Source organism: Microbispora bryophytorum, from assembly GCF_006874465.1.
In the GTDB taxonomy this organism is placed as follows: domain Bacteria; phylum Actinomycetota; class Actinomycetes; order Streptosporangiales; family Streptosporangiaceae; genus Microbispora; species Microbispora bryophytorum.
Genome location: NZ_VIRL01000032.1, coordinates 25003 through 37005, shown reverse-complemented (window position 1 = coordinate 37005; position 12003 = coordinate 25003). Strand labels below are relative to the sequence as shown.

Below are 12003 nucleotides of genomic sequence, written 5' to 3'. Positions count from 1 at the left end.
AAGCCGATCATGGAGCGCGAACGAAAGGAACGCCCATGACTCGCATCGCCGTCAACGGATTCGGCCGCATCGGACGCAACACCCTCCGCGCTCTGCTCGAACGTGACAGCGACCTCGAAGTGGTCGCCGTCAACGACCTCACCGCCCCGGAGACCCTCGCGCACCTGCTCAGGTACGACAGCGCGCTCGGCCGCCTCGGCCGCTCCGTCGAGGTCGACGGCACCGACCTCGTGGTCGACGGCCGCCGCATCACGGTGCTCGCCGAACGCGAGCCCGCCAAGCTGCCCTGGGCCGAGCTCGGCGTCGGCATCGTGCTGGAGGCCACCGGCCGCTTCACCGCGGCGCGTGCCGCTCGCGCCCACATCGACGCGGGCGCCAGGCGCGTGCTGGTGAGCGCCCCCTCCGACGGCGCCGACGTCACGCTCGCCTACGGCGTGAACACCGAGGTCTACGACCCCGCCCGGCACGTGATCGTCTCGAACGCCTCGTGCACCACGAACGCGCTGGCTCCGCTGGCGTCCGTGCTGGACGACCTGGCCGGCATCGAGCACGGCTTCATGACCACGGTGCACGCCTACACGCAGGAGCAGAACCTGCAGGACGGCCCCCACCGCGACCTGCGCCGCGCCCGCGCGGCCGGCGTCAACATCGTGCCCACCACCACGGGGGCCGCCAAGGCCATCGGCCTGGTGCTGCCGAACCTCGACGGCAAGCTGTCGGGCGACTCGATCCGCGTGCCGGTCCCGGTGGGGTCGATCGTGGAGCTGAACACGGCCGTCTCCCGCGAGGTCACCCGCGACGAGGTGCTCGCGGCCTACCGCGCCGCCGCGGACGGCAGGCTCAAGGGCATCCTCGAGTACGCCGACGAGCCGCTGGTCTCCAGCGACATCACCGGCCAGCCGGCGTCGGCGATCTTCGACGCCGCCCTCACCCGCGTCGAGGGCAGGCACGTCAAGGTGGTGGCCTGGTACGACAACGAGTGGGGTTTCTCCAACCGCGTCGTCGACACGCTGGAGCTGCTCGCCCGCGACTGAGCTTCGTCGGAACGCGCACGACCGACCGGGGCCGGACAACGGCAGAACCGCGGCAGAAACCGGGGCCGGACCACAGCAGAACCGGTACCGGAACCGGACCGCGGCAGAACCGCGGCAGGATCGGGGCCGGCCCCCGGGGATCGCGCGGAGCGGCATCTCCGTGTCCGCCGCGCTCGTCAGCGGCGCGGTCGCCGCCCGCACGGGTTCCGGCCTTCCCGGCGGGCGCCTCGGGTCCTCGGCTTTCTGATCTTGACGCAGTGATTCGCCCGGTTTGTGGGAGACTGTGCACTTGTGACCCCCGTGCTCGACCTCGCCGGAACCTTCGTGTTCGCCCTGTCCGGCGCGCTGGCGGGCGTACGCAAACGGCTCGACGCGGTCGGCATCGCGGTGCTCGCGTTCTTCACGGCCGTCGGCGGCGGCATCGTGCGCGACCTGTTCATCGGTGTGCAGCCCGCCGCGCTGCGGGACACGGCATATCTCCTCGTGCCGATCGTGGCCGCCGTCATCGCGTTCTTCTGGCATCCCCAGGTCGAGCGGGCGATGCCCGGGGTGCTGGTCTTCGACGCGGCAGGCCTCGGCCTGTTCTGCGCCGTCGGGACCTCCAAGGCGCTGCACTACGGCCTCGCGCCGATGCACGCCGTGTTCCTCGGGGTCTGCACGGCGGTCGGCGGCGGCGTCATCAGAGACGTCCTGTCCGGTGAGAGGCCGACCCTGCTCTACGACCGGGAGCTCTACGCCGTGCCGGCGATGCTCGGCTCGGCGTCGATGGCCCTGCTGTTCACGCTGGGGGTGCAGGGGTTCGTCGCCACTCTGTCCTCGGCGGTGCTCGCCTTCGCGTTCCGTATGCTCGCCATGCGGTACCGCTGGCGTGCGCCCCTGGCCAGGGGCGTCGGCGAGAGGGAGTGAGCGGCTCGGGCGGGGGCGACGGCGGCAACGGAAGACGACCGGCGCCACGCCCGTGCCCCGAGTGCATGCAGGGGCGCCTGCCGACATAGGAGGACAGACGGTGAGCATCATCCTTCCCGAGGATCCGTTCCACCGGAGGCTGCACCACGTGGCACCGGCCGGCCTGACATCCGACACGGCGCAGACGGGCGGCATGCGACGCCAGGCCGCCATCAGCGGCGCCACCGTCGGTGCGACACGGCTGTGGATGGGCCAGACCCAGGTGGCGCCGGCGACCGTCTCCGCCAACCACCACCACGGTGACTCCGAGACCGCGATCTACGTGGTCAGCGGCACACCGTCGTTCGTGTTCCTCGACGTCGACGCCGACGTGCCGCACGAGGTGCGCATCGACACGAAACCGGGCGACTACATATTCGTGCCGCCGTTCGTGCCGCATCGAGAGGAGAACCCTGACCCCGACCTGGAGGCCGTCGTCGTCATCGCGCGGAGCTCCCAGGAGGCGATCGTGGTCAACCTGCCCGAGCTCAAGTGGACCGGCCCGGTCCGGACGTCGGCCTGACCTCGGCCTGACCACAGGGCGCTGTCCTCTCCTCGGTCGCCCTCGTCGACGACGTCTGCCCGCGCTCGACGGTGTCCGCCCCCCGCACCCGCTGCGCCGGGCCCTGAGCTCCCGTCTCGCGTTCTACCGTGGTCTCGTTTCCACTGCTGGGCCGCGCAGGCCGTGACGTGACGGGAGTAGCGATGGGTGACGTGCGGGTGGAGGTCGAGGGACCGATCACCACGATCTGGATGGACCGGCCCGATCGGCGCAACGCCGTCGACCGGGTCATGGCCGGGGAACTGCGGGCGGCGTTCGCGGAGTTCGAGGCCGACCAGGACCAGCGGGTGGCGATCCTGGCCGGCAGCGGCGGCACCTTCTGCGCGGGCGCCGGTCTGACCGCGGCCGGGGACCCCGAGCGGCGCAACGAACTGGATCCCGACGGAGGCGGCAGCGGTCCGATGGGGCCGACCCGGATGCGACTGGGCAAGCCGCTGATCGCCGCGATCGGCGGATACGCGGTCGCGGGTGGCCTTGAGCTGGCGCTGCTGGCCGACCTGCGGGTCGTCGAGTCCGACGCGGTGCTCGGGGTGTTCTGCCGTCGCTGGGGGGTGCCGCTCATCGACGGCGGCACGGTCCGGCTGCCGCGGATCGTGGGCCTGGGCCGCGCCCTCGACCTGATCCTCACCGGCCGCCCGGTGGGGGCCGACGAAGCCCTCGCGATCGGCTTGGCCAACCGGGTCGTCGAGCCGGGCCGGGCGGTCGAGGCGGCCCGTGAGCTGGCCGGGCAGATCGCGGCGTTCCCCTTCGAATGCGTCCTGACCGACCGGGCCTCCACCTACGCCGCGCTGGACCTGCCCCTGGCCGAGGCGTTGCGCGCCGAGGGGGCGGCGGGCGTTCCGATCGTGGAGCGCGAGGGCGTGGCCGGCGCCGCCCGCTTCGCCGCCGGCGCCGGCCGCCACGGGGTCTTTCCCGCTCGTCCCTCCGGCCCCGAGCCGGCGTAGGCGCGGCGGTCCACTCGCGTGGCCGGCAGGTTCCAGAAGGGCCGCCGGAAGGGCCGCCGGACACGTTGCCGGAGACCCTTCGCACGCGCTGCGCTAAGGAGTGTCTGACAAGGCCATGATTGTCAGACACGACCTAACGGAAGCGGCGCAGTCTGAGGCTGTTGCTGACGACGAAGACGCTGGAGAAGGCCATCGCCGCTCCGGCGATCATGGGGTTGAGCAGTCCCGCGGCGGCCAGCGGCAGGGCCGCGACGTTGTAGGCGAACGCCCAGAACAGGTTGCCCTTGATCGTGCGCAGCGTGCGCCGCGACAGCCGGATCGCGTCGGCCGCCACCCGCAGATCACCCCGCACCAGCGTCAGATCGGCCGCCTCGATCGCCACGTCGGTGCCCGTGCCCATGGCCAGCCCGAGATCGGCCTGGGCCAGCGCCGCGGCGTCGTTGACCCCGTCGCCGACCATCGCCACGGTCTTGCCGTCGGCCTGCAACCGCTTGACCACATCGACCTTGCCGGCCGGCAGCACGTCGGCGATCACCTCATCGATGCCCACCTGGGCGGCGACCGCCTGGGCGACCGCCCGGTTGTCACCGGTCAGCAGCACCGGCGTCAACCCCAGCGCCCGCAGATCGGCGATGGCCTGGGCGCTGGTGGGCTTGACGACGTCGGCCACCACCAGCACCGCGCGGGCCTGGCCGTCCCAGCCGACCGCCACCGCCGTACGGCCGGCGGCCTGCGCCTGCTCCAGCGCCCGCGCGAGGCCGGCGGGCAGGTGCTGAGACCAGTCCTCCAGCAGGCGGGGCCGGCCGACCAGCACGGCGTGGCCGTCCACGATGCCCTGCACCCCCAGGCCCTCGACGTTGGCGAAGTCCTCCGGGGCAGGCAGGTCGCCGACGCGTTCGGCGGCGCCCCGGGCGACGGCCTGGGCGATGGGGTGTTCGGAGGCGTGTTCCAGGGCCCCGGCCAGGCGGAGCACCTCGTCACGGTCCTGCCCGTCGGCCAGGTGGACCTCGACGAGGGTCATCCTTCCTTCGGTGACGGTGCCGGTCTTGTCCAGCACGATCGTGTCGATCGCGCGGGTCGACTCCAGCACCTCCGGGCCCTTGATCAGGATGCCGAGCTGGGCGCCCCGGCCGGTGCCGACCAGCAGCGCGGTCGGCGTGGCCAGGCCCAGCGCGCACGGGCAGGCGATGATCAGCACGGCGACCGCGGCGGTGAAGGCCGCCCCGGCCCCTTCACCGGTGCCGAGCCAGTATCCCAGCGTCGCCACGGCCAGGGCGATGACGATCGGGACGAAGATCCCGGAGATGCGGTCGGCCAGGCGCTGCACCTGCGCCTTACCGGTCTGGGCGTCTTCCACCAGGCGGGCCATCTGGGCGAGCTGGGTGTCGGACCCGACCCGGGTGGCCCGCACCACCAGCCGCCCGCCGGCGTTGACCGTCGCCCCGGTGACCGAATCGCCCGGCCGGACCTCGACCGGGACCGACTCGCCGGTGAGCATCGAGGCGTCGACGGCCGAGGCGCCTTCCTCGACGATGCCGTCCGTGGCGATCTTCTCGCCGGGCCGTACGACGAAGTGGTCTCCGGCCTTCAGCTCGTCGACGGGGATGCGCACCTCGCGGCCGTCGCGCAGCACGGCCACATCCTTGGCGCCCAGTTCAAGCAGGGCGCGTAGCGCCGCTCCGGCCCGCCGCTTGGACCTCGCCTCGAAGTAGCGTCCGGCGAGGATGAACGCGGTCACCCCGGCGGCGGCCTCCAGGTAGATGTTGCCCGAGCCGTCGCTGCGGGTGATGGTCAGGTCGAACCCGTGGGTCATCCCGGGCACGCCCGCATCACCCAGGAACAGCGCCCACAGCGACCAGCCCAGCGCGGCGATCGTGCCGAGCGAGACGAGGGTGTCCATCGTGGCGGCGCCGTGGCGCAGGTTGGTCCAGGCGGCCTTGTGGAACGGCAGGCCGCCGTAGACCACGACGGGGGCGGCGAGCGTCAGCGACAGCCACTGCCAGTAGGTGAACTGCACGGCGGGGATCATCGCCAGCGCGATCACCGGCACCGCGAGCACCACCGACACCAGCAGGCGGGTCCGCAGGGGAGCGAGCTCGTCTCCCGGTTCCTCAGCCGCCTGCTCGGGTGCGGGCGGCTCGGGCAGCCTGGCCGTGTATCCGGCCTTCTCCACCTCCGCCACCAGCAGGAGTGGATCCACATCAGCGGGGAAGGTGACCTTGGCCTTCTCCGTGGCGTAGTTCACCGTGGCCGTGACACCGTCCAGCTTGTTGAGCTTGCGCTCGATCCGGTTGGCGCACGACGCGCAGGTCATGCCGCCTATCGAAAGCTCGACCGCGCCGGACGGCCGGTCACCGGTTATGGAGGCCATCGCTCCTCCTTTCCGCGTCATACTCGCTGTCAGTGGCCGGAGTGGGCGTGTTCGGATCCGTGGTCCGCCGTGGCGGTGGGGATTGCCCCTGAGGGTCGCTCCGCCCGTACGGTGAAGGCGGCGGTGTGCACGGTTCCGTCGTGCTGGAAGTCGAGGAAGAGCCGGTAGTCGCCGGGGCTGGGAACCTCGGCGTAGAAGGTGATGCCGGGGCCTGCGGGGGTGACGCCGTCACCCGGAGCGCCGTCGGGGTGCACATGCAGGTAGGCGAGGTCGCCCACGCGCAGCGCGACCAGATGTCCGTACGCCCCGAGGTAGGGCTGCAGGTCGGTCACGGGCTTGCCGTCCCTGGTGATCTCGGCGGTGAGCCTGCTCGCCGCACCCGGTGTGAGGGTGCCGTCGAGCCGGACGGTGTATCCCTCGACCGTAGTCGTACGGCTGGGCGCCGGCAGGGCCCGGGGTGCGTAGTCGCCGGGAGCGTACAGGTCCGCGCCGAGGGTCAGGCCTTCCCCGCCCTGGGGGACGAAGTCGGCGAACACCCGATAGGCGCCGGCGTCGGGCAGCGTCAGCGGCACCGACCAGATCCCGTCGCCCGACAGCTCGGGGTGCAGGTGCCGGAAGACGACTCCATCCCGGCTGACCACGATGAGGTGCAGCTTCTTGTCGTGCTGGGTCTCGTAGGCGGTCACCGGGCGGCCGTCGGGGCCGTCCACGGTGAACCGGAACTCGGTCTGAGTCCCGGGGGTGACGATCGTGGTCTGCGGCGTGAGGGTGTAGCCACTCTGGGACACCTGGAGTCCTCCCGGCACGTGTTCCGTCTTCCGCGCGGCCGGTGGAGGGGTCGCGTGATCTCCATGGCTGTTGTTCGCGGGCGCCGGTCCCGTCGCGCCCACGGCGCCGCCGACGCCGAACGCCCCTGCGAAGACCACGGCGAGACCGAGGACATATGTGCCCAGGCGGGCCGGCGTGTTCATTGCTTGTCCACCACTTCATATCCGGCCTCCTCGACGGCGGCCCTGATCGTGGCCGTGTCGAGGGGGCTGTCGCTTTCGACGGTGACGATCCCGGTGGCGAGATCCACCTCGACGCCGGTGACGCCGGGGACCTCGCCGATCTCCTCCTTCACCGAGCTGACGCAGTGTCCGCAGGTCATACCGGTGACGGTGTAGGTGGCGGTGGTCATGACGCTTCTCCTTTGTGATAGCCGATCAGGAACGGACGAGACGGGCGACGGCCTCGGAGGCTTCCTTGATCTTTACGTCGGCTTCGGTGCCGCCCTTGGCGACGGCCTCGGCCACGCAGTGCGCCATGTGCTCGTCCAGCAGTTGCAGGGCGAACGCCTGGAGCGCTCTGTTGGCGGCCGAGACCTGGGTGAGGATGTCGATGCAGTACTTGTCCTCGTCGACCATCCGCTGCAGTCCGCGGACCTGCCCCTCGATCCGGCGCAGCCGCCTGAGGTGGTCTTTCTTGGTCCCCGTGTATCCGGCCATCTCCCCGCCCTGCTCTGCTGAGTTCCGTCCTCTCTGTATCTAACACCTTACCCCCCTAGGGTATTTCGCGGGCCCGCCTCACCCGGGGATGGGCCCGCTCGGAGTGACCTGGACCTGCGCTGCCTGGGCGTCCGCGGCGACAGGCGCCGACGACGCGCGTTTGCGCATGAGCAGCAACGACGGTGAAGATCCTCCGGGCGCCGAACAGGTCGGACAGACGACCTCCGAGCAACATCAGGCCGCCGAAGGCGATGACGTAGGCGTTGAAGACCCACTGCAGCGCGTCCGGGGAGAAACCCAGGTCGCGCTGCATGTCGGGTAAGGCGACACCGATGATCGAGGTGTCCATGATGACCATGAACTGTGCCGCGGCGAGCACGATCAGTGCCCGCCACCTGCGCGGATTGACGGCGTTCATTGCCGCACTCCTGTTCTTCACATCCGCCGGCGATGGGAGGATGCGCTGGAGGGTTGGGTGTGATGCCGAATCGGACCGGCCCCGCAGGTGGGCGTGCATGCCAGTGCACGCCCACCGCTTTCTTCGGGGGTCGATCCGCTAGGACCGGGCCGCCATCTGGTAGCCGGCCTGTTCCACCGCGGCCCGGACCTCCTCGTCGCTGAATCCCGCGCCGCTGACGGTGACCGCGCCGGTCGGCAGGTCGACGGCCACCCCGGTCACGCCGCCGACCTTGCCGATCTCCCCGGACACCGACGAGACGCAGTGGCCGCAGGTCATCCCGCTCACCGAATAGACCCTGCCCACCTGGCCGACCTGGCCGCCCTTGCCGACCTGGCCGTCCGCCGCACTCGCCTCAGCGGTCGCCGTGGTCTGGGCCGACTCCGTGCCGCACGCGCATGCCGTGCACATACCCGTCCTCCTTATGTATTTACCCCTGGGGGGTACCCGTCGCGAGAGACCATAGCATACCCCCATGGGGTGTAAATGTGGAGGAGTGCGCGAACCTGCTTCAGGCGGGCATCACTCACTCACCGGCAGCCCGGGCGACGGAGCGGCGCGCGTCGTCGCCTCCTCTCACCGGGGACGAACTCAGCCACGCGGTCCACTCGGCCGGCTCAGCCACCTCGTCCGCATGTCTCGTGCACGACGTCTGTCGCGCCGTCCGGCGGCTCGCGCTACTCAGGACACATCCGATGATTCAGAGCTGACTGAATTCAGGATTTCCTGTATCGTCAGGGCAATGGTCACCATCGCGTCCGACATCGACGTACTTGCCCGGTTCGGCCGTGCCCTGGCCGACCCGATCCGATGCCGCATCCTGATCGCGCTTCGCGAGGCTCCGGCGCATCCGGCCGACCTGGCCGACCTGCTGGGCATCTCCCGCACCCGCCTGAGCAACCACCTGGCCTGCCTGCGCGACTGCGGCCTGGTCGTCGCCGTGCCCGTCGGGCGGCGCACCCGCTACGAACTGGCCGACGAGCGGCTCGGCCACGCGCTGGACGACCTGCGCACCGCGGTGATCGCGGTGGCCGCCGACCGCACCTGCGTGGACGCGGATGAGAAGGGGTGTTGCTGATGACCGCGATCTCCCTCGGCCCTACCCCGGCCCGCCGCGAAGCGCTCCGGCGGCGCATCCGGCTGCTGGTGGCCGCCACCATCACCTACAACGTGATCGAGGCCGTCGTCGCCATCACCGCCGGCACCCTCGCCTCCTCGGCCGCACTGGTCGGATTCGGCCTGGACTCCGTCGTAGAGGTCGCCTCCGCCACCGCGGTGGCCTGGCAGTTCTCCGCTACCGACCACCAGGCACGGGAGAAGACCGCGCTGAGGATCATCGCGATCTCCTTCTTCGCGCTGGCCGCCTACGTCACCGTCGACGCCGCGCGCACCCTCCTGGGCGCCGGCGAGGCCGAGCACTCCACTCCCGGCCTGGTCCTGGCCGCCCTCTCACTGGTGATCATGCCGGTGCTGTCGTACGCCCAGCGTCGCGCCGGCCGCGAACTCGGCTCCGCCTCGGCGGTCGCCGACTCCAAGCAGACCCTGCTGTGCACCTACCTGTCGGCGGTGCTGCTCGCCGGGCTCGCCCTCAACAGCGCCTTCGGCTGGTCCTGGGCCGACCCGATCGCCGCCCTGGTCATCGCCGCCGTCGCGGTCAAGGAAGGCCGCGAAGCCTGGCGCGGGGACGCCTGCTGCGCCGCTCCCGCCCGCACGCCGTCCCCCTCGTCCGGCCAGTGCGGCGACCCGTGCTGCTCCCCTGCCCGGGACGACTCCCGGTGATCGGCGACCCGGCGTCATCTCGCGTACGCCCCACACTTGTCGGTGCGCACCCACGCGCAAAGGGGTTGCATCCGGTACCGGAGTACAGGCTTACCGTCAGAGATGTGACACAGGACATCGCCCTTGACCAGGGATGGGCTCCCGCAGCGTGCACCCTGCCCACTGCGGAGCAGCCGCTTCGGGTGGCCGAGTTCGACGCCTTGTTCGCCGACGCGGTTCAGGCCGTGCGGCGCCCCGGACGCGAGCGGCTGCGGCTGGAGCTCGTCTTCAGCCCGGAGTACGCCGCCCGGGCGGCCGAGCTGACCGCGCGGGAGAACGGCTGCTGCTCCTTCTTCGCCTTCACCCTGACCATCGCGGACGGCGGCCTGACACTGGAGGTGGCGGTGCCGCCGGAGCGGATCGAGGTGCTGGACGCGCTCCAGGCACGCGCCGTGTCGGCCGCACCGGGTCCTGGCGATCTGGGATCTGCCGAACCGGGTCCTGCCGAACCGGGTCCTGCCGAACCGGGTCCTGCCGAACTGGGGTCTGCCGCATCGGCTCCTGCCGCATCGCGAGGATCGGTGTGAGGCAGGATCCCGACGGCCCCCACCTGCGCAGCGGGCAGGTGGCCAGGCGGGCCGGGGTCAACCCGCAGACATTGCGTTACTACGAGCGTCGCGGACTGATCGCCGAACCGGCGCGCAGTCCCGGCGGGCACCGCGCCTACCCGCCGGAGACGGTCACCCTGCTGACCGTCATCAAGGCCGCCCAGCGGCTCGGCTTCACCCTGGACGAGGTCGCCGAGCTGATCGACACCGGCAGGCGCGGTCATCCCACTCCCGACCTGCGTGCCCGCGCCCAGGCCAAGATCGCCGAGGTGGACGCGCGCATCGCCGACCTCACCACCATCCGCACCGCGCTCACCCAGGTGGTCACCGCGGGCTGCGACAGCCTGACGAACTGCACCTGTCCCGACTGCCCGCTGCCGTACGCCGGCCTGGCCACCGGCCGCACCCCGGCGGAGGACCGGCCGTCGTGAGCACCCACCCCGACCATCGCTGAGCGCCCGAACCGCGGCGCGAAGGGCGCCCGGAGACGAATCGACCGCTGCCATGCGCTGTACTACCGGCCATGACGGTCATCCGCTCCCTGCTGCTCTTCGTCCTGGCCGCCCTCGCCGAGATCGGCGGAGCATGGCTGGTCTGGCAAGGCGTACGCGAGCAGCGTGGCCTGCTGTGGATCGGCGGCGGCGTGATCGCGCTGGGCCTGTACGGGCTGGTCGCCACGTTCCAGCCCGACGCGAACTTCGGCCGCATCCTGGCCGCCTACGGCGGCATCTTCGTCGCCGGGTCCCTGGTCTGGGGCATGGTCGTCGACGGGTTCCGGCCCGACCGCTGGGACGTCATCGGCGCGCTCGTCTGCCTGGCCGGCGTGCTGGTCATCATGTACGCGCCACGTGGCTGACCGAGCAAGGTGGGTTGATCGACGTCCGCGGCCTCGACTCGAACCCGTCGTGCTCAAGGCGGGCCGGCGACCGGCGCAGGCAGCAAAGTCGGTGCCACCGGGTAAGTGCAGGACGATCACGTCCCCGCATCCAGTCCATCTCGTCACGGAGATGCTGCCAGGGTGGCGGCATGGCCGATTTTGAGAAGACTGAGCTGAACAGACGAGTGCTCGTAGGCTGAATCCCGCACGTGACGGACAGGAGGCTGACGTGACCGGGACGACGCTGACCGAGACGATGGTGGTCGAGGTGATGGTGGTCGAGGTGATGGCCGAGCTAGCCGAGCTCGAGGACCCGAAGGCACGCGCGGTGAACGAGAAGCACGGTGACGATCACGGTGTGAACCTCGGCAAGCTGCGCGCGCTCGCGAAGCGGCTGCAGACGCAGCAGGAACTCGCGTGCCGGCTGTGGGAGACCGATGACACCGCGGCGAGACTGCTGGCGATCCTGATCTGCCGTCCGAAGGCGTTCGAGCGTGACGCGTTGGACGTCATGCTGCGCGAGGCGCGCACGCCCAAGGTGCACGACTGGCTCGTGAACTACGTGGTGAAGAAGAACCCGCACTCGGAAGAGCTGCGCCTGGCCTGGTCCGCCGATTCCGATCCGGTGGTCGCGAGTGCCGGCTGGGCGCTGACCGCCGAACGCGTGACGAAGAAGCCCGAGGGCCTCGACCTCGCAGGGCTGCTCGACGTCATCGAGGCGGAGATGAAAGACGCCCCGGATCGCCTGCAGTGGGCGATGAACCACTGCCTGGCCCAGATCGGGATCGAGCACGCCGAGCACCGCGCCCGTGCGATCGACATCGGTGAGCGCCTGGAGGTGCTCAAGGACTACCCGACTCCACCAGGCTGCACGTCTCCGTTCGCACCCGTCTGGATCACCGAGATGGTGCGCCGACAGCATGACAAGTAGGAAGGTTCGCGCTCACGCCCGTGCCGCGA

Annotated in this window: 16 protein-coding genes; 10 read left to right on the top strand and 6 right to left on the bottom strand. The window is 70.9% G+C overall.

The genetic code is table 11. From position 1 onward, the window contains the following. Nucleotides 1-35: 35 nt before the first annotated feature. The 4 genes from gap to FLX07_RS34295 all read left to right on the top strand — a co-directional run bounded on the left by gap (nucleotide 36) and on the right by FLX07_RS34295 (nucleotide 3485). On the top strand, nucleotides 36-1034 hold the full coding sequence (gene gap / locus FLX07_RS34310; protein ID WP_142575845.1) for a type I glyceraldehyde-3-phosphate dehydrogenase: 999 nt from the start codon (nucleotides 36-38) through the stop codon (nucleotides 1032-1034). A 291-nt stretch (nucleotides 1035-1325) separates the two neighbouring features. Then, nucleotides 1326-1940, top strand: coding sequence for a trimeric intracellular cation channel family protein (locus FLX07_RS34305; RefSeq protein WP_142575844.1), 615 nt, complete (start codon nucleotides 1326-1328; stop codon nucleotides 1938-1940). 100 nt (nucleotides 1941-2040) lie between these two features. Continuing rightward, complete coding sequence (locus FLX07_RS34300) at nucleotides 2041-2502, top strand: cupin domain-containing protein (RefSeq protein ID WP_142575843.1); 462 nt, start codon at nucleotides 2041-2043, stop codon at nucleotides 2500-2502. A 182-nt stretch (nucleotides 2503-2684) separates the two neighbouring features. Further along, nucleotides 2685-3485 carry a crotonase/enoyl-CoA hydratase family protein gene (locus tag FLX07_RS34295; protein ID WP_142575842.1) on the top strand — a complete coding sequence of 267 codons (801 nt, stop codon included), beginning with the start codon at nucleotides 2685-2687 and terminating at the stop codon, nucleotides 3483-3485. Nucleotides 3486-3618: 133 nt separating this feature from the next. Here the strand turns inward: FLX07_RS34295 and FLX07_RS34290 are convergent, their stop codons facing one another. The 6 genes from FLX07_RS34290 to FLX07_RS34265 all read right to left on the bottom strand — a co-directional run bounded on the left by FLX07_RS34290 (nucleotide 3619) and on the right by FLX07_RS34265 (nucleotide 8211). Next, a complete protein-coding gene (locus FLX07_RS34290; RefSeq protein ID WP_142575841.1) occupies nucleotides 3619-5856 on the bottom strand; it encodes a heavy metal translocating P-type ATPase in 2238 nt (745 codons plus the stop codon). A gap of 29 nt (nucleotides 5857-5885) precedes the next feature. Continuing rightward, the gene (locus FLX07_RS34285; protein ID WP_142575840.1) at nucleotides 5886-6827 is read right to left on the bottom strand and encodes a hypothetical protein; all 942 of its coding nucleotides are present in this window, start codon (nucleotides 6825-6827) and stop codon (nucleotides 5886-5888) included. Next, complete coding sequence (locus tag FLX07_RS34280) at nucleotides 6824-7036, bottom strand: heavy-metal-associated domain-containing protein (protein WP_142575839.1); 213 nt, start codon at nucleotides 7034-7036, stop codon at nucleotides 6824-6826. Before FLX07_RS34280 ends, FLX07_RS34285 begins: the two co-directional genes overlap by 4 nt. A gap of 25 nt (nucleotides 7037-7061) precedes the next feature. Beyond that, a complete protein-coding gene (locus tag FLX07_RS34275) occupies nucleotides 7062-7343 on the bottom strand; it encodes a metal-sensitive transcriptional regulator (RefSeq protein WP_142575838.1) in 282 nt (93 codons plus the stop codon). 55 nt (nucleotides 7344-7398) lie between these two features. Beyond that, complete coding sequence (locus FLX07_RS34270) at nucleotides 7399-7761, bottom strand: MFS transporter (protein ID WP_223854039.1); 363 nt, start codon at nucleotides 7759-7761, stop codon at nucleotides 7399-7401. Between the two features lie 138 nt (nucleotides 7762-7899). Then, the gene (locus tag FLX07_RS34265; RefSeq protein WP_142575837.1) at nucleotides 7900-8211 is read right to left on the bottom strand and encodes a heavy-metal-associated domain-containing protein; all 312 of its coding nucleotides are present in this window, start codon (nucleotides 8209-8211) and stop codon (nucleotides 7900-7902) included. Between the two features lie 331 nt (nucleotides 8212-8542). Between FLX07_RS34265 and FLX07_RS34260 the strand changes: the two genes are divergently transcribed. The 6 genes from FLX07_RS34260 (at nucleotide 8543) to FLX07_RS34235 (ending at nucleotide 11974) form a co-directional block, all read left to right on the top strand. Continuing rightward, nucleotides 8543-8878 (top strand): ArsR/SmtB family transcription factor, encoded by a 336-nt coding sequence (locus FLX07_RS34260; protein ID WP_142575836.1) that lies wholly within the window; start codon nucleotides 8543-8545, stop codon nucleotides 8876-8878. Further along, nucleotides 8878-9579, top strand: a complete 702-nt coding sequence (locus FLX07_RS34255; RefSeq protein WP_142575835.1) for a cation efflux transmembrane domain-containing protein — start codon at nucleotides 8878-8880, stop codon at nucleotides 9577-9579. Before FLX07_RS34260 ends, FLX07_RS34255 begins: the two co-directional genes overlap by 1 nt. Nucleotides 9580-9683: 104 nt before the next feature. Then, the gene (locus FLX07_RS34250; protein WP_208762539.1) at nucleotides 9684-10145 is read left to right on the top strand and encodes a hypothetical protein; all 462 of its coding nucleotides are present in this window, start codon (nucleotides 9684-9686) and stop codon (nucleotides 10143-10145) included. Then, nucleotides 10142-10597 (top strand): MerR family transcriptional regulator, encoded by a 456-nt coding sequence (locus tag FLX07_RS34245; protein WP_142575834.1) that lies wholly within the window; start codon nucleotides 10142-10144, stop codon nucleotides 10595-10597. The genes FLX07_RS34250 and FLX07_RS34245 overlap by 4 nt, the downstream gene beginning before the upstream one ends. Before the next feature lie 92 nt (nucleotides 10598-10689). Next, nucleotides 10690-11022 (top strand): YnfA family protein, encoded by a 333-nt coding sequence (locus FLX07_RS34240; protein WP_142575833.1) that lies wholly within the window; start codon nucleotides 10690-10692, stop codon nucleotides 11020-11022. A gap of 277 nt (nucleotides 11023-11299) precedes the next feature. Continuing rightward, nucleotides 11300-11974 (top strand): DNA alkylation repair protein, encoded by a 675-nt coding sequence (locus FLX07_RS34235; protein ID WP_223854040.1) that lies wholly within the window; start codon nucleotides 11300-11302, stop codon nucleotides 11972-11974. Nucleotides 11975-12003 lie beyond the last annotated feature (29 nt).

Bases quoted from the DNA above. Each gene is read 5' to 3' on its own strand.
- FLX07_RS34275 (WP_142575838.1), bottom strand. From the start codon at position 7,343: ATGGCCGGATACACGGGGACCAAGAAAGACCACCTCAGGCGGCTGCGC.
- gap (WP_142575845.1), top strand. From the start codon at position 36: ATGACTCGCATCGCCGTCAACGGATTCGGCCGCATCGGACGCAACACC.
- FLX07_RS34260 (WP_142575836.1), top strand. From the start codon at position 8,543: ATGGTCACCATCGCGTCCGACATCGACGTACTTGCCCGGTTCGGCCGT.
- FLX07_RS34235 (WP_223854040.1), top strand. From the start codon at position 11,300: ATGGTGGTCGAGGTGATGGTGGTCGAGGTGATGGCCGAGCTAGCCGAG.
- FLX07_RS34255 (WP_142575835.1), top strand. From the start codon at position 8,878: ATGACCGCGATCTCCCTCGGCCCTACCCCGGCCCGCCGCGAAGCGCTC.
- FLX07_RS34280 (WP_142575839.1), bottom strand. From the start codon at position 7,036: ATGACCACCGCCACCTACACCGTCACCGGTATGACCTGCGGACACTGC.
- FLX07_RS34240 (WP_142575833.1), top strand. From the start codon at position 10,690: ATGACGGTCATCCGCTCCCTGCTGCTCTTCGTCCTGGCCGCCCTCGCC.
- FLX07_RS34270 (WP_223854039.1), bottom strand. From the start codon at position 7,761: ATGAACGCCGTCAATCCGCGCAGGTGGCGGGCACTGATCGTGCTCGCC.
- FLX07_RS34290 (WP_142575841.1), bottom strand. From the start codon at position 5,856: ATGGCCTCCATAACCGGTGACCGGCCGTCCGGCGCGGTCGAGCTTTCG.
- FLX07_RS34265 (WP_142575837.1), bottom strand. From the start codon at position 8,211: ATGTGCACGGCATGCGCGTGCGGCACGGAGTCGGCCCAGACCACGGCG.
- FLX07_RS34285 (WP_142575840.1), bottom strand. From the start codon at position 6,827: ATGAACACGCCGGCCCGCCTGGGCACATATGTCCTCGGTCTCGCCGTG.
- FLX07_RS34295 (WP_142575842.1), top strand. From the start codon at position 2,685: ATGGGTGACGTGCGGGTGGAGGTCGAGGGACCGATCACCACGATCTGG.